19 protein-coding genes and 1 pseudogene are annotated in these 15,360 nt (G+C 34.6%); all 20 read left to right on the forward strand.

Annotation, left to right across the window (positions count from 1 at the left end; translation table 11 throughout):
• Positions 1 to 14: 14 nt before the first annotated feature.
• The gene (locus tag HMPREF9333_RS03760; RefSeq protein ID WP_005539911.1) at positions 15 to 602 is read left to right on the forward strand and encodes a hypothetical protein; all 588 of its coding nucleotides are present in this window, start codon (positions 15 to 17) and stop codon (positions 600 to 602) included.
• A 241-nt stretch (positions 603 to 843) separates the two neighbouring features.
• Positions 844 to 1,209: a YlxM family DNA-binding protein gene (ylxM, locus tag HMPREF9333_RS03765; RefSeq protein ID WP_005539912.1), complete on the forward strand. Its 366-nt coding sequence runs from the start codon at positions 844 to 846 to the stop codon at positions 1,207 to 1,209.
• 52 nt (positions 1,210 to 1,261) lie between these two features.
• Complete coding sequence (gene ffh, locus HMPREF9333_RS03770) at positions 1,262 to 2,635, forward strand: signal recognition particle protein (RefSeq protein ID WP_005539913.1); 1,374 nt, start codon at positions 1,262 to 1,264, stop codon at positions 2,633 to 2,635.
• Positions 2,636 to 2,864: 229 nt separating this feature from the next.
• A complete protein-coding gene (rpsP, locus tag HMPREF9333_RS03775) occupies positions 2,865 to 3,110 on the forward strand; it encodes a 30S ribosomal protein S16 (RefSeq protein WP_005539914.1) in 246 nt (81 codons plus the stop codon).
• 36 nt (positions 3,111 to 3,146) lie between these two features.
• Positions 3,147 to 3,374, forward strand: coding sequence for a KH domain-containing protein (locus tag HMPREF9333_RS03780; protein WP_005539915.1), 228 nt, complete (start codon positions 3,147 to 3,149; stop codon positions 3,372 to 3,374).
• Positions 3,375 to 3,538: 164 nt separating this feature from the next.
• Positions 3,539 to 4,075 (forward strand): ribosome maturation factor RimM, encoded by a 537-nt coding sequence (rimM, locus tag HMPREF9333_RS03785; RefSeq protein ID WP_005539916.1) that lies wholly within the window; start codon positions 3,539 to 3,541, stop codon positions 4,073 to 4,075.
• Between the two features lie 181 nt (positions 4,076 to 4,256).
• A pseudogene (gene trmD, locus HMPREF9333_RS03790) lies at positions 4,257 to 4,928 on the forward strand (tRNA (guanosine(37)-N1)-methyltransferase TrmD); the annotation flags it as partial.
• 290 nt (positions 4,929 to 5,218) lie between these two features.
• Entirely contained in the window at positions 5,219 to 5,962 is a 744-nt protein-coding gene (gene sufC, locus HMPREF9333_RS03795; protein WP_005539919.1) for a Fe-S cluster assembly ATPase SufC, read from the forward strand.
• 9 nt (positions 5,963 to 5,971) lie between these two features.
• Positions 5,972 to 7,495 carry a Fe-S cluster assembly protein SufB gene (sufB, locus tag HMPREF9333_RS03800; RefSeq protein WP_005539920.1) on the forward strand — a complete coding sequence of 508 codons (1,524 nt, stop codon included), beginning with the start codon at positions 5,972 to 5,974 and terminating at the stop codon, positions 7,493 to 7,495.
• 10 nt (positions 7,496 to 7,505) lie between these two features.
• Positions 7,506 to 8,573: a SufB/SufD family protein gene (locus HMPREF9333_RS03805; RefSeq protein WP_005539922.1), complete on the forward strand. Its 1,068-nt coding sequence runs from the start codon at positions 7,506 to 7,508 to the stop codon at positions 8,571 to 8,573.
• Entirely contained in the window at positions 8,560 to 9,798 is a 1,239-nt protein-coding gene (locus HMPREF9333_RS03810) for an aminotransferase class V-fold PLP-dependent enzyme (RefSeq protein WP_005539923.1), read from the forward strand. The genes HMPREF9333_RS03805 and HMPREF9333_RS03810 overlap by 14 nt, the downstream gene beginning before the upstream one ends.
• Positions 9,788 to 10,228, forward strand: coding sequence for a Fe-S cluster assembly sulfur transfer protein SufU (sufU, locus tag HMPREF9333_RS03815; protein WP_005539924.1), 441 nt, complete (start codon positions 9,788 to 9,790; stop codon positions 10,226 to 10,228). Before HMPREF9333_RS03810 ends, sufU begins: the two co-directional genes overlap by 11 nt.
• 807 nt (positions 10,229 to 11,035) lie before the next feature.
• Entirely contained in the window at positions 11,036 to 11,593 is a 558-nt protein-coding gene (locus HMPREF9333_RS03820) for a hypothetical protein (protein WP_005539925.1), read from the forward strand.
• A 27-nt stretch (positions 11,594 to 11,620) separates the two neighbouring features.
• The gene (locus HMPREF9333_RS03825) at positions 11,621 to 12,025 is read left to right on the forward strand and encodes a hypothetical protein (protein ID WP_005539926.1); all 405 of its coding nucleotides are present in this window, start codon (positions 11,621 to 11,623) and stop codon (positions 12,023 to 12,025) included.
• The gene (locus HMPREF9333_RS12500; RefSeq protein WP_005539928.1) at positions 12,015 to 12,188 is read left to right on the forward strand and encodes a hypothetical protein; all 174 of its coding nucleotides are present in this window, start codon (positions 12,015 to 12,017) and stop codon (positions 12,186 to 12,188) included. The genes HMPREF9333_RS03825 and HMPREF9333_RS12500 overlap by 11 nt, the downstream gene beginning before the upstream one ends.
• Positions 12,189 to 12,328: 140 nt before the next feature.
• Entirely contained in the window at positions 12,329 to 12,685 is a 357-nt protein-coding gene (locus HMPREF9333_RS03830) for a hypothetical protein (RefSeq protein WP_040882153.1), read from the forward strand.
• A 38-nt stretch (positions 12,686 to 12,723) separates the two neighbouring features.
• Positions 12,724 to 13,071: a hypothetical protein gene (locus HMPREF9333_RS03835; RefSeq protein ID WP_040882155.1), complete on the forward strand. Its 348-nt coding sequence runs from the start codon at positions 12,724 to 12,726 to the stop codon at positions 13,069 to 13,071.
• 773 nt (positions 13,072 to 13,844) lie between these two features.
• Positions 13,845 to 14,300, forward strand: a complete 456-nt coding sequence (locus tag HMPREF9333_RS03840; RefSeq protein ID WP_005539930.1) for a hypothetical protein — start codon at positions 13,845 to 13,847, stop codon at positions 14,298 to 14,300.
• 60 nt (positions 14,301 to 14,360) lie between these two features.
• Complete coding sequence (locus tag HMPREF9333_RS03845; RefSeq protein WP_005539933.1) at positions 14,361 to 14,699, forward strand: hypothetical protein; 339 nt, start codon at positions 14,361 to 14,363, stop codon at positions 14,697 to 14,699.
• Positions 14,700 to 14,844: 145 nt separating this feature from the next.
• Positions 14,845 to 15,210, forward strand: coding sequence for a hypothetical protein (locus HMPREF9333_RS03850; protein ID WP_040882157.1), 366 nt, complete (start codon positions 14,845 to 14,847; stop codon positions 15,208 to 15,210).
• The last annotated feature ends 150 nt before the right edge of the window (positions 15,211 to 15,360 follow it).

Raw genomic sequence — 15,360 nt, forward strand, 5'->3', positions numbered from 1 at the left:
AGGAGGAATACATAATGATTAAGATGAGAAAACTTTTGGCTGCTTTAGCAGTCAGCGCTGTAGGTGCTTTAAGTGCATTTGCTTTTATAGCGGCAGTTAATTCAACGCAGATTAATACATCAGCGGCTACAGGTTCCACGCCAAGACCATCTACACCAAATACGCCTAATAATTCAGGCGGCGGCGGAGGCGGCGGAGGCGGCGGAGGTCGCAGCGGCGGCGGTACCATTACAGGTGCACGTTCAGTTTCAAGTTCAAATAATTTAAAAGCTGAAAACGGAACATGGATTAAAGACAGCAAGGGCTGGTGGCTTAAGAAGGCTGACGGTTCATGGCCTGCAAATACATGGGTTAAGGACTATGGAGTTTGGTATTTCTTTAAAGAAGACGGCTACATGGTAAAAATAGCTTGGGTTCAGTGGAATGGAAAATGGTACTATCTGGACGGGGGCGGAGCTATGTGGTATAATGCATGGACAGAGTGGAAAGGTGTATGGTATTACCTTGGTCCCGACGGAGGCATGCTCACAAATACTGTTACTCCTGACGGATATACTGTAAATGCAGACGGTTCATGGAACAAAGCCGTACCTAAAAAATAATATAGTTAAAGTCGGGAATAATTTAAATAAAGTATGCACAGAAAAAAGACTGAGTATATTTTACCGATTAAAAGTAAGCCTGTATATGTCAAGTGAAAGTGCTTGACATATACAGGCTTTTAATTTATTATATGTGGGGTTCAGAAATACAACCCTCAGTAAAATCAAATTAGGTACTTATACATATAGGTCGGATAAGAACGGCATTAGCTGTAATATTTTGTGGCAGGCGGATATTTATATGGAAAATTTTCTAAATCAGGCACTTTTATATGATTTTTATGGAGGGCTGCTTACGCTGAACCAGAAAAGAATTTACGAAGAAGTGGTCTTAAATGATTACTCAATAAGTGAAGTTGCCAGAGATGAAGGTGTATCAAGACAGAGTGTATCGGATATGATAAAAAGATGCTCTCATATACTTATGGAGTATGAAAATCAGCTGGGTCTTGTAGACAAGTTTATAACCACAAAAAAACTTGCAGAAAAGATAAAAGATATATCTCAGATTTTGCTTGAGTCTTCTTTAAAAAACCAAGATTCTGAAACAGGCAGTATGCTTAAAGAACTTGACAGGCTTGCACAGATGATTATGGATATACAGTAGGAGATAGGCGGCTTTTTTGTTATACGCATGATATTTTATAAAAGGAGTATGTATGGCATTTGAAAGCTTAAGCGAAAAGCTTCAAAATATATTTAAGTCTCTGAGGGGCAAGGGAAAGCTGTCGGAGGCGGATGTTAAAGCTGCTCTTAAAGAGGTGCGTATGGCACTTCTTGAGGCGGATGTTAATTTTAAGGTTGTAAAAAAATTTGTAGCAGATATACAGGAAAGGGCGGTAGGGACGGAGGTTCTTGAATCGCTTACTCCGGCACAGCATGTTATAAAGATAGTAAATGAAGAGCTTATAAAACTGATAGGTTCAGAGACTAAGGAAATAATAATGCAGCCGCAGGGAGAGATAACTGTAATAATGATGGCAGGTCTTCAGGGTGCAGGTAAAACCACAACTGCCGCAAAACTTGCAGGAAAGCTTAAATCAAAGGGAAATACACCGCTGCTTGTGGCATGTGATGTTTACAGACCTGCTGCCGTAGAACAGCTTAAAATAAATGGTGAAAAGCAAAATATTCCGGTATTTTCGATGGGCAACAATCTCTCACCTGTAGATATAGCTAAAGCGGCACTTGAGCACGCAAAAAAGAACCACAATAATATACTTATACTTGATACGGCAGGAAGGCTTCATATAGATGAAAAGATGATGGATGAACTTGCCGATATAAAGAAAAATATTAATGTGAATCAGACATTGCTTGTAGTCGATGCTATGACAGGTCAGGATGCCGTGAATGTTGCGGAAAGTTTTAATGATAAAATTGAGCTTGACGGCATAATTGTTACAAAACTTGATGGAGATACAAGAGGCGGTGCGGCACTTTCAATAAAAGCAGTTACAGGAAAACCCATATTATATGTAGGTATGGGAGAAAAACTTTCAGATCTGGAGGTTTTTCACCCTGACAGGATGGCAGGAAGAATACTTGGTATGGGCGACATACTGAGTCTTATAGAAAAGGCTGAAGCAGAGATGGATGCTGATAAAGTAAAGCAGATCAGCAGAAAATTGCAGAAAGCAGAATTTGACTTTAACGATTTCCTTGAACAGTTACAACAGATCAAAAAAATGGGGGATCTTGGAGGAATTTTAAATATGCTTCCGGGCATAGGCGGTATGAACCTTCCTGCAGGAGGTCTGCAGCCTGATGAAAAGCAATTTTCAAGAGTTGAAGCTATTATTTTAAGCATGAACGTCAAGGAAAGAACCGATCCGGCAGTATTAAATCCTTCAAGAAAAAACAGGATTGCAAAGGGTGCCGGTGTTAATATAAGTGAGGTCAACAGGATTGTAAAACAGTTTGAACAGATGAAAAAGATGATGAAGCAGTTTTCAGGCATGACCGGAGGGAAAAGAAAAGGCGGCGGATTTGGCGGACTTTTCGGTGGTGGAAAGTTTAGATTTCCTATATAAAGCTGCTATAAAACCTAAGCTGAGATATTATATGTTTTTATAGTTAAAAAACAACAGTCCGGTAAAGGCTTTATAATTCAGCATAAGAAAGTTTAAAAGACTGTATAGTTTTAAGCTTAGAAAAGAAAGTCTGAAAATCATATACAGTTTTAAATATAATAAAATATACACTTTATAATAATGTGTAGTTTGAATAAAAATATAAAATTTTAGAAAAGGAGTTTTTACCATGGCAGTAAAAATGAGATTAAAAAGATTAGGACAAAAGAAGGCACCGTTTTACAGGGTTGTAGTGGCAGATGCGAGATCACCCAGAGACGGAAGATTTATTGAGGAGATAGGATATTATGATCCTACAAAGGAACCAAGTGTAATAAAATTTGATGAAGAAGCTGCAAAAAAATGGATTGCAAACGGTGCTCAGCCCACTGATAGAGTTGCCGTACTTTTAAAAACTGCAGGTATTTTAAAATAAATAAAATCTTTCCATATAAGGAAAGGAGGATATGCTGTGAAAGAGACAGTGGAAATAATTGCAAAAGCATTGGTTGACAGACCTGATGAGGTTGTTATAGTTGAAACTGAGGGTGATGAAGAGATACTTATTGAACTCAGTGTACATCCTGATGATATGGGAAAAGTAATAGGCAAGTCAGGCAAGATAGCAAAAGCCATACGTTCAGTTGTAAAGGCAGCATCGGCAAAGCTTGATAAAAAAGTGATTTTAGAAATAAAATAAACTGCCATAAGCAGCCAGTTAAAGCTCCGGAATAATTCCGGGGCTTTTTATAAAAGTATATAAATGGTTTGCAGCTGAAAATAAGCAGTACTGTATAAGATATATTTTTTATAAAAATAAAAATAGGACGGCTACAATGATAATATGAGGGATTGTAAATATAAATGGAAGATGAAAAAAATGAAAGACCGGTAAAAAGACTAAGAATAGGAGTAATTGCAAATACACATGGTATAAAAGGAGAAGCAAAAATTTTTCCTACCGGAGATGACCCTAAGCGTTTTTCTAAAATAAAAAAAGTCTACATAATAAAGGACGGCATTGAATTGTGCACTTCAGTGATATCCGCAAGATATTTTAAAAATCTTGTAATATGTAAATTTGAAGGTATAGATACACCTGAAGATATGAAAAATTATAAAAATGCGGATATATTCGTTGACAGAAAGGATGCTACACCTTTAAAGGAAAATGAACATTATATAGCCGATCTTATAGGTTTAAATGTGGTTACTTCCGAAAATGAACTTCTGGGTATAGTGGAAAATATGTTTCCTACAGGTGCAAACTATGTTATGGAAGTAAAAAGAACTGATAAAAAAAATCTTCTTATACCGTATATAAAACAGTGTATACTTGATGTTGACCTGCAATCAGGTGTAATAAAAGTGGAACTTATAGACGGGCTTCTTGATTTATAGGTTTCAAAAGAGTATTGAAGAAAATAGCTTTAAGTAGCAAATATTGCAGACGGATTTTTAAAATTTATAAAAATTTATGCAGACATAGAGGTATTCTTTTTTTATAAAGCGGTATTAAAAGTAAATATTATAAAAAATATTAAAACCGGCATTATAAATATATACGAGATAAGGTGAAATGATGAAATTTTATATACTGACACTCTTTCCTGAAATATTTGATTATATGACAAAACAAAGTATAATAGGCAGGGCACAGACCGGAGGGTATATATCTGTGGAAGCCTTAAATATACGTGATTACACAAAGGATAAACACAGGCATGTAGATGATTATCCTTATGGGGGCGGTGCAGGTATGGTAATGCAGGCGGAGCCTATATGCGAGGCATATGATGCACTGTGTGAAAGAGTAGGAAAAAGACTCAGGCTTATATATATGAGTCCGCAGGGAAAGGTTTTTAATCAAAAAACAGCAAAAGAGCTTGCTCTCAGCGAGGAGATAGTACTTCTATGCGGGCATTATGAAGGAATAGACGAAAGGGCGATTGAGATAACACAGGCGGAAAGTATCTCAGTAGGGGACTATGTGCTTACAGGGGGGGAACTTCCGGCACTTACAGTTATAGATTGTGTAAGCAGGATGGTTCCTGGAGTATTAAGCAGCAGCAGCACCGATTTTGAAACATTTGAAAAAGACTTGCTTGAATATCCGCAATATACCAGACCTGAAGTATACAGGGGACTTCACGTACCTGAAGTGCTGCTTAGCGGTCATCATAAAAATATATCAGAGTGGAGAACGAGAGAATCCATAAAAAGAACACTTAAGTATAGACCTGATTTATTAAAATAGTACATATAACTGGTTTATATATAGAGAGAATAACAGTTATTAATTATAAAGATAACAACATAAATAAGCTGTATTATCACTTTTTATGTATAAGATTAGGGCTTCCTAACAATCCCTACTAAAATAGTATGAATTTAACTTGCATTTAAACGCACCAAGATATATAATGTGTAATATAGTTGTATGCTATTTATTTGCTTTTATATTTAAAAACAAATTCAGAAATAATGCATAAGAAATATTATATATTTAATATTAAAATAAATACAATCCAGGAGGAAATTTATATGGAATTATTAAAACTTGAAGGAGTTGATGTAAAGATAGAGGAGAAACAGATTCTCCATGACATTAGCCTTAAAATAAACAAAGGTGAGACTCATGTTATCATGGGTCCTAACGGTGCAGGAAAGTCAACGCTCGGACATGCAATTATGGGTAATCCCAAATTTGAAGTAACAGCAGGAAGAATACTGTACAAAGGTGAGGAGATCAATGATGAATCTCCTGATAAAAGAGCAAAAGCCGGTATATACCTCTCATTTCAGAATCCGCTTGAGGTTCCCGGGGTTTCATTAAGTAATTTTGTAAGAACTGCCGGTGAACAGATAAGCGGTGAACGTATAAAATTTATGCAGTTCAGGAGAAAAGTGGAAGAAACTCTGGATATACTCCAGATGGGAAAAGAATATGCAGACAGAGATTTAAATGTAGGGTTTTCAGGGGGCGAAAAGAAGAAATCCGAGATATTCCAGCTTTTAATGTTAAAGCCCACTCTTGCTATACTTGATGAGGCGGATTCCGGGCTTGATGTTGATGCGGTAAGGATAGTATCTGAAGGCGTAAGGGAATACAAGGAAAATATGGACGGAACTCTCCTTATAATTACACATAGTACACGTATATTGCAGTCTCTTAAAGTAGATGTAGTGCATATAATGGTAAATGGAAGAATTGTAGATACGTCGGATGCCTCACTTATAGAAAAAATTAATGCTGAAGGTTTTGAGCGTTACCTTGCAAATGCGTAGGAGGATATCATGGTAAAAGAACCTGTTGAAAAAAGAATTGATATCAATTCAGAAATACATGCGAAAAATGACGGACAAAAACATAAGGGAATTGATTTAAAAACTGTGAATTTAAAAGAAGTAAATACAAAGGAAAAAACTTATGTAGATGATATTGACCGCAGTATATATGATTTTAGATTTGAAGAAAAGGATTTTTTTAGAGTTGAAGGCGGTCTTACACCTGAGATAGTAAAGCAGATTTCAAAAGAAAAAAATGATCCTGAATGGATGAAAGAGTTCAGATTAAAATCACTTAATATATATAATAAGATGCCGGTTCCGGATTGGGGTCCTTCAATTGATGAACTGAACATGGATAATATAGTTACATATGTAAGACCGAATACTGACATGAAAGGGGACTGGTCAGAGGTTCCGGATGATATAAAAATCACATTTGAAAGACTCGGTATCCCTGAGGCTGAAAGAACCTCACTTGCAGGTGTAGGTGCACAGTTTGATTCGGAGCTTGTATACCATAGCGTAAAGGAAGAAGTTGCCGCTATGGGCGTTATATATACTGATTTTGAAAGTTCTCTGCACGGCAAATATGCAGATATGGTTAAAAAATATTTTATGAAGCTTATAACTCCGGGAGATCATAAGTTTGCAGCTCTTCACGGTGCGGTATGGTCAGGTGGTTCCTTTGTATATGTGCCTCCGGGGGTTAATGTAGATATACCGCTTCAATCATATTTCAGGTTAAATGCTCCGGGTGCGGGGCAATTTGAGCATACACTTATAATTGTTGATGAAGGTGCCTATCTCCACTTTATAGAAGGCTGTTCTGCACCTAAGTATAATGTTGCAAATCTTCATGCCGGAGCGGTTGAGATATTTGTAAAGAAAAATGCCAGAGTGAGGTATTCTACTATAGAAAACTGGTCAAAGAATATGTACAATCTCAATACAAAAAGAGCCATAGTTGAAGAGGGCGGTGCTATTGAGTGGGTTTCAGGTTCATTCGGCTCAAAGGTTTCCTATCTTTATCCTATGAGTATATTAAACGGAAGCGGTGCAAAGGCGGAGTTTACAGGAGTAACTTTTGCAGGAGAGGGTCAGAACCTTGATACAGGTGCAAAAATCCTTCATAATGCTCCAAATACATCTTCATTTATAAATATAAGATCAATTTCAAAAAGCGGAGGTATAAATACTTATAGAAGTTCGGTAGTTATAGCAAAGCATGCAAAAAATTCAAAAAGTGCAGTTTCATGCCAGTCTCTGATGCTTGACAATATATCAAGATCAGATACTATTCCGGCTATGGATATACGTACAAAGGATGCGGATGTAGGTCATGAGGCAAGTATAGGAAGAATAAGTGATGATTCTATATTTTACCTTATGTCAAGGGGGCTTTCCGAGGAGGATGCAAAAGCTCTTATAGTAAGCGGTTTTGCTGATAATGTATCTAAAGAATTGCCGCTTGAGTACGCAGTTGAAATGAATAACCTCATAAGACTTGAAATGATAGGCAGCATAGGATAGGAGTAAGTATATGGATATGATAATTAATAAAATGCCTTCACCTACATGGAACTGGCTTAAGGTAAACCAGTCTTCGCTAAATGCGGATATTTTATCTGAATCGGCGGTTAGTTTCAGTAAGCCTGAAAGCGTGCTGTATGAGAGCGTGCAAAATTCGGAACTTTCTGAGATTTCCACAGGTTTGGGTGAGGATTTTAGTAAACTTATAAACTCAAAGGACCTCACCATACATAGATTCAGTGTAGCAAAGGGTGTAAAAATAGATGAGATTTTAAGAATTGATTTTAATTTCGATATGGAAAAAAAGTCTGCCGGCATTATAGAGTTTGATATTGAACCGGGTGCCTCATTAAAAGTTATAATGGATTATTCACTTTCAAATAACGGTATAGACGGCGGTTTCGGTGCTGTGCAGACAAGAGTGAGGCTTTGTGAAAATGCTTCGCTTCATATAATACAGGTACAGAGAATGGAAGGGAATTTTACATTTGTAAATGACCTTGGCAGCATTAATAAAGACAGTTCTGATTTTAATATAACTAAGCTCCTGCTTGGAGGCAAAAATACATATGACGGTATATCGATTGATTTAAAAGGACATGAAAGCAAATTTCTTACTGAAGTCGGATATCTTGTAAAAGGAGATGACCGTCTTGATATAAACTATCTTTCAAGACATCACGGGATAAAGACACAAAGCGATATAGAGGTGAAAGGTGTACTTAAAGACAGGGCATTTAAGATATTCAGAGGAACGATAGATATAGTACAGGGTGCTGTAAATGCGGGCGGCAGAGAAACTGAGGAGGTTCTTTTAATTGATGATGATGTTATAAATAAAAGTATACCTGTGATTCTTTGCGGTGAGGAAGACGTTGAGGGAGCACATGGTGCAACCATAGGCAAACTTGATGATGAACTTTTATTTTATATGAAGTCAAGAGGCATCTCCGAAAAAGAAATTTATGAGATAATGGCAAAGGCAAGGATAGAAGAACTGTGCCAAAAGATAGGAGACAGGCTTACAGTTGACAGAATACATGAGCTTACCGGAGGTGTGTCTTATGAAGAATTTTAATTTTAAATACAGTGATAATGACATTAGAAAGGATTTTCCTTTAATATCACAAACCGGACTTGCCTATCTTGACAATGCGGCGACTTCACAAAAACCATACAGCGTACTTGAAGCGGTTAAAAACTATTATGAAAAAGAAAATGCCAATCCTATGAGGGGGCTTTATGATTTAAGTATTAGAGCTACTGAAGCTTATGAAAAAGCCAGAAAAATGGCGGCAGAATTTATAAATTCTCCTGAAACACATAATATAATATTTACAAGAAATGCCAGTGAAAGTCTTAACCTTGTTGCATATTCATACGGTATGGAGTTTATAAAAGAGGGAGACGAGATACTTGTAAGTATAACCGAGCATCACAGCAATCTGTTGCCATGGCAGTATGTTGCAAAAAAAAAGGGGGCGGTGCTTAGATTTCTTGAATGTGAAAGTGATGGAAACATAAGTCTTGAGACATTTAAAAAAGCAATTACAAAAAATACTAAAATTGTTGCGATAACCCATATATCAAATGTACTCGGAAGAAAAAATCCTATAAAGGAATTTACAAAAGAAGCACATGCCGCAGGAGCGGTTGTGGTGCTTGACGGTGCACAGAGCGTACCGCATATAAAGATTGATGTAAAAGACCTCGATATTGATTTTCTTGCATTTTCAGGGCATAAAATGCTTGCTCCTATGGGTATAGGTGCATTGTATGGAAAGAGTGAGCTACTTGAAAAGATGCCTCCGTTTTTATATGGCGGAGAGATGATAGAATCAGTAAATCGTGATTTTGCGGTATTTGCACAGGTTCCGCATAAATTCGAGGCGGGTACGGTAAATGCCGGCGGTGCTGTAGGGCTTACAGCTGCAATAGAATATATAAATAAAATAGGTTTTGATGAAATAGAAGCGAGGGAGCTTTATCTTACAAAGACAGTCTTTGATGAATGTAAAGATGAAGAACATGTACATATAGTAGGTTCACAAAAACCTGAAGAACATCACGGCATAATCACTTTTACAGTGGATGATGTACATCCGCATGATATTGCACAGATTTTAAGCTCTGAAAATATCGCAGTAAGAGCGGGGCATCACTGTGCACAGCCGCTTATAAATCATTTGGGTATGATGAGTGCGGCAAGGGCAAGTCTTGCGTTTTATAATACAAGAGATGAAGTTTTAAGATTTTGTGAAGCGTTAAAGGGGCTTAGAAAGAAGATGGGCTATGGCAGATAATACTTTTTATAATGAAATCCTTACGGAACACAATATGAGACCGTTATATAAGCATAAATTGCCTGAAGCTAATTTTACGCTTGAAGGCATTAATCCCAACTGCGGTGATGATATAATACTTAATCTTAAGATTGAGGACGGAAAAATAGTAAAAGGCTCTTTTGAAGGCAGTGGCTGTGCTATATCACAGGCTTCAGTTGATATGATGCTTGACCTTGTAATAGGCAAATCAAAAGAAGAAGCCTTGCGTATTGCGGATCTTTTTTTACGCATGATTAAAGGTGAGGCGGATGAAAAGGAAATAGAGGAGCTTGACGAAGCCTCTATATTAAAAGATATTTCACATATGCCTGCAAGAGTAAAATGTGCAGTGCTTGGCTGGCATACTATGAAGGAAATATTTGAAAAGCATGATGCGGGCGAAAAATGAGATCTATTTATAAACAAAATAAAAATCTGATCATTTGATATAGGATTAAAATCAGATAATTTTAATGTAATAAGGCTGGACAAATCAGCATTTTATAATTATAGAGTTGCGTAATAAAAGGAAGAAGTTTTTGGCTTCTTCCTTTTATTATGCAACTGTAATTTTACATGATAAAATATAAGTCGTTGAAAAAATTACCAATGAGAGAACAAAACCTACAAAAACTTACAAATATAAAATTATATGCTGAAATTACATGCCAAGAATATATTATATACATTTAATATATTTTTTTGAAATTAAAGTATAATTTTATATATAATAAAGGAATAACTTAAAAATAATAATTTGATTTCAGAATAAAAAATCTATAATTAAGATGATTTTTAAATAATATATAAAATTTTTAACTCATTACACAGGTATTTTATATAAAATTAACACAATAAAGCTTGATATAATTTAGACTGTCTTTAAGTAGATGCTAAAAAATCGTGATAATATACAATTGACTTTTTTAGCAGGATATTTAAACTTAAAGATAATAATTACACTTTTAATTTATAAGAGTTTGATTATTTATAGGAAATGCAATTTATTTAGGAACTCAGTAAATATAGCATAGATATGTTTTTTGGTTTCTATGCATAATAGCGGCTGTATTGCAGTTACTGCCGTATATTGGAGTGATATCATATGTTTGTTTAACCTAACTGTCATAATTGACATTCTATTTCAGTTTTTACAGGGCTTTTATGGCAGAGTTTTGTTTTATATTTGTATTAAATCACTTTTTAAGTAAGTTCGTTGTGTAATTTAGAGGAGGTAGAAAATGAATTCAAAAATTTTGCTTTGAAGTATCTTGGAGGTTTTTCACAAGACATTAAGACATCATATCCCTCCATTGCCCAGCTTATGCCCACAAAAAGGTATTTTAATTCGACAGTCAATTCAACCGGTAATGTAAGCAGTCTTTTTAAAACATATAAATATGAAGGATTTATAGCTAAGCCGCCTTTGGTAGTGGGCATGACTTATGATGATTATTACGATATAAATAAAAAACTATTTAAAAATTTATATGATGAAGCTGTAGGTTTTCATAATTCAATCATAAGAAATAATACCAATATACTGGCAACACTGGATAAATCTTATTTTGTCATAGGTACGGGAGAAAAAACTGTTACAGGATTAACCTATGATGAAAATGGTATTACTAATTTAACATATGACAATGGAGGTGATGGAACCGTACCTTTAAGTTCTGAAAATATGATTGGATATCTTGATAATCTTCCGTCCGTAAGAACTGCAGCTTTTCAAACAAATCATACGGGAGTTATAGGCTTTAATCCATCATAAGGAACGGAGGCGGCAAGCCGTAATTCAGTGAATTGGATAATTGATATACTTGCAAAAGGCTCATCCGATATAGTAATTCCCAAGTACGACCCTACAAGATTTATAGTTATAAGGGTTGCATGCCCTGTAGATGCGGAAATATCTAAAGACGGTAAGGTGCTTAGCTCCAACGAAGAAGTTTTCAATGACAGTACTTCATTCGGCTGCATGGATCTTTGCGGTAAAAACGGTGAGATAAAGATGTTCTGTATTGACGATAATGCAGATTATAATATAAAGCTTAAAGTTACCGATACCGGCAGGATGGACTACTCAATAAGATATTTTAATGAAGATGCAACTTTGGATAAGGAATTTAATTTTACAAACATACCGGTATTATCTAAGTCCTCAAACCGGAGTCATGGAAAGAGGCTGGCAGATGATAAATAACAAGTGGTATTATTTTTCAGCGGTTCAGAGAAATATAAAATACAATAACGAAACGGGGAAAAATGAATATTATCCTCAAAAGCCATACGGCTCTATGTATATAAATGAAAAAACACCTGACAATTATAATATTGGAAATGACGGGAGTTTAATCGGAAATTAAAACCTGATAAAGCTTACTGATTATATTATGTGAATTAGCAGCTGTTGTATATTGATATAAACTGTTATATGTATATATCAAATACAACAGCTGTAGATATAATTACTATAAATCTACATTTAAGAAACCGAGGGAATATAATGAATAAATTTGAAAGACATTTCTTTTCATTAGTCGTAAGTATAATTATAAATTTTACATTAGGATGCGTTTGGGCTTGGTCTCTTTTTTGGCTGTCATGGGCATTAACTTTTTCAGGATTTTCAGGACTGAAAAAATATGATGTTGCAAGCACAATTATAGCATTCCTTGCATTTTTAGTGCCATGGTCCATATATAATATATACAGATATCATATATGGGAAAAATTCCAAAAATCAAAAAAAATCTATATTTGCACACTTGTTATACCTTCCTTTTGTATTAGTCTCATTGTAATTATAATATCTATATATGACTATATAAGGAACGGTCCCGGTCCACATTTTATAATGTAATGGAAAAATTACTATAATATTATACGAGGTATAAATATATGGATGATTTTGAAAAAAAATATTTTTCATTGAAACAGACTTCAATTATAAATTTGTTATTTTTACTTTTTATTATATGGATTAATTATAAAATTAAAGAATTAGCATATAATAATTCATATGCCGAATATACTAAGAGTAATATTAGGGAATATTTATTATTTTATGCTAATATTATGTTTTGGGGAGGAATGGGAATGTATAATTTAATAAGATTAAATGTATGGTGTAAAGAAAACAGTAAATTATATAATCTCAAAAACTATATAATCACAATGATTATACTGGTACTTACTATATTTATTATAGAATTAGTACTTTATTTAATCTTGTGGAAAAATACATAAAAATATAGTTAATGTGATAATAATTTACATGACTATACACTTACTCCACAAGACTATTCGGAGCTTAAGCTTCCTGAAAGCCCAAGAAAGGATTTACTTGAACCCGGATATACGCTTAATATGGGAAACGGAGGTCTTATCTCTTCTATTAAAAGAGACGGCAGAGAAATTGAAGTAACATCTCCTGAAGAAGCCCGGTAAATGAAGGAGATAAGGCTGAGATCACGGCACCTGAATATAGGTCGGGATTTAAGTTTAAATACCGGGACCTTGCATATGGAGATATAAATTTAAACAGGAATGAAAGAACTCAGGTAATAACGGTAAATAAATCGGATATAAGATTAAATGCAGTTTATGAAGAAACTCCTTTAGCAAGCGATTCAAATGCTTCAAAGGCGGGAGTTGTTTATGAATCCAAAAGCGGAAACTTTGCAATAAATGTATGGGGAGAGGAAAACAGTGATTATACAGACTTAAAAACAGCTTTAATAAGCAATGAGGAAGATCGTGCCGTTCTTGAGGAAGGCAGGGAACTTAAATACTCTGTTGTATTTAATGAAGCTGTTTCACATACAAAGCTTAATACACCGTATTTTACAGGAAGTTTTGACTTTACCTCAGATATAGGCAGTAAAATTCTTATCTCGTATAAGGACACAAACAGAGTTGCAATAGTTAGTGCTCTGCCCGGCGAAAAATATTCACAGGCAAAAGTTAATGTACTGAATGTAATATCGGGGCAGACACTGGAGAATACTCCTGAATATAATATGCTTGCCCTTGATATAGATAAAATATATACCGAGCCTGCAACGGGCATTGTATATAATTTTGCCGGACTGTCAAAGGACAAAGAAGGTCATAAAAAAACAGGAACAGATGTACCTATAAAGCAACAGATGATCTTATATACTGTATATGAACCTGCCAAAACCGATGACGGAGGCAGTGATAATACACCTCAGGGCAATATAAATGATATACCGGATAATACGTCCGATAATCATGCCGAGAATAATAAAAATTATTCCAAGGATAAAAAAATAGGTGATTCGAAAAGTGATGGCGTATATTCATCAAGCAGTTCAACTAACTCTTTATCTAAAATTATATATGCACATAAATCTGCTTCCGAAACTGAAGGCGGAAAGTGGATAAGTCTTGATAATGACAGGAAAAAATGGGCATTTGAATTAAAGGATAAAAGCAGGATTAAAAGAGCATAGGCTGATATTAAAGATGCATCAGGTGCTGTAAATACCTACTGTTTTGATGAAAACGGAGTAATGCAAATCGGTTGGATAACACATGAAAGCGGTATATGGTATTTCCTTGAAGCTCAGAATGAAAAGATGCTTGGAAGTCTTAAAAAGGGCTGGTACCATGATAATAATGATAAATACCGGTATTATCTAAATCCGCAAACCGGAGTTATGGAAAGAGGCTGGCAGATGATAAATAACAAGTGGTATTATTTTTCAGAGGTTCAGAGAAATTTAAAATACAATAACGAAACGGGGAAAAAAGAGTATTATCCTCAAAAGCCGTACGGCTCTATGTATATAAATGAAAAAACACCTGACAATTATATTATTGGAAATGACGGGAGTTTAATCGGAAATTAAAGCTTGATAAGAGCAACCGATTATAATATGTTAATTAAACAGCTGTTGTATATAGATATATACTTTAGCATGTATTTAATACAACAGCTCTTAACTAATCATCTATACAAATCTATATTTAATAAACAGGGGAAATATAATAAAAATGAATATATTTGAAAAAATTTTCTTTTCGTCAGTATTAAGTATAATTATAAATTTTATGTTTAATTGTATTTTGTTTTGGCCTCTTGTTGTACTGTCATTGACACTGGGTTCAAAATTGAATTTTTCAAATCTGATAGAAGTTGATATGGTAACTATGACGATTGAATTTTTAGCATTTTTAATACCATGGTCCATGTATAATATATACAGATATCATATATGGGAAAAAAATCAAAAGTCAAAAGCAGGTTATATGTGTACGTTAATTATACCTTCATTTTTTTTTGTATTTATTGCAATTATAGTAAATATATATGCTTATATAACGTATGATCCCCATAGAGGTATTTTTCATATAGGGTAAAAAATACTATATTTTTAAATGAGGTAAAAATATATGGATGACTTCGAAAAAAAATATTTTTCATTGTTACAGTCTTTAATTATAAATTTTCTATTTTTAATTTTTATTATATGGATTGACGGTTAAAATTAAAGAATTATCGCATAACGA

This window comes from Johnsonella ignava ATCC 51276 (assembly GCF_000235445.1).
GTDB classification, from domain to species: Bacteria; Bacillota; Clostridia; order Lachnospirales; family Lachnospiraceae; genus Johnsonella; species Johnsonella ignava.

Coding starts and splice junctions, on each gene's coding strand:
- HMPREF9333_RS03760 (WP_005539911.1), top strand. CDS start 15: ATGATTAAGATGAGAAAACTTTTGGCTGCTTTAGCAGTCAGCGCTGTA.
- ylxM (WP_005539912.1), top strand. CDS start 844: ATGGAAAATTTTCTAAATCAGGCACTTTTATATGATTTTTATGGAGGG.
- ffh (WP_005539913.1), top strand. CDS start 1,262: ATGGCATTTGAAAGCTTAAGCGAAAAGCTTCAAAATATATTTAAGTCT.
- rpsP (WP_005539914.1), top strand. CDS start 2,865: ATGGCAGTAAAAATGAGATTAAAAAGATTAGGACAAAAGAAGGCACCG.
- rimM (WP_005539916.1), top strand. CDS start 3,539: ATGGAAGATGAAAAAAATGAAAGACCGGTAAAAAGACTAAGAATAGGA.
- sufC (WP_005539919.1), top strand. CDS start 5,219: ATGGAATTATTAAAACTTGAAGGAGTTGATGTAAAGATAGAGGAGAAA.
- sufB (WP_005539920.1), top strand. CDS start 5,972: ATGGTAAAAGAACCTGTTGAAAAAAGAATTGATATCAATTCAGAAATA.
- HMPREF9333_RS03805 (WP_005539922.1), top strand. CDS start 7,506: ATGGATATGATAATTAATAAAATGCCTTCACCTACATGGAACTGGCTT.
- HMPREF9333_RS03810 (WP_005539923.1), top strand. CDS start 8,560: ATGAAGAATTTTAATTTTAAATACAGTGATAATGACATTAGAAAGGAT.
- sufU (WP_005539924.1), top strand. CDS start 9,788: ATGGCAGATAATACTTTTTATAATGAAATCCTTACGGAACACAATATG.
- HMPREF9333_RS12500 (WP_005539928.1), top strand. CDS start 12,015: ATGATAAATAACAAGTGGTATTATTTTTCAGCGGTTCAGAGAAATATA.
- HMPREF9333_RS03830 (WP_040882153.1), top strand. CDS start 12,329: ATGAATAAATTTGAAAGACATTTCTTTTCATTAGTCGTAAGTATAATT.
- HMPREF9333_RS03835 (WP_040882155.1), top strand. CDS start 12,724: ATGGATGATTTTGAAAAAAAATATTTTTCATTGAAACAGACTTCAATT.
- HMPREF9333_RS03840 (WP_005539930.1), top strand. CDS start 13,845: ATGCTTGCCCTTGATATAGATAAAATATATACCGAGCCTGCAACGGGC.
- HMPREF9333_RS03845 (WP_005539933.1), top strand. CDS start 14,361: ATGCAAATCGGTTGGATAACACATGAAAGCGGTATATGGTATTTCCTT.
- HMPREF9333_RS03850 (WP_040882157.1), top strand. CDS start 14,845: ATGAATATATTTGAAAAAATTTTCTTTTCGTCAGTATTAAGTATAATT.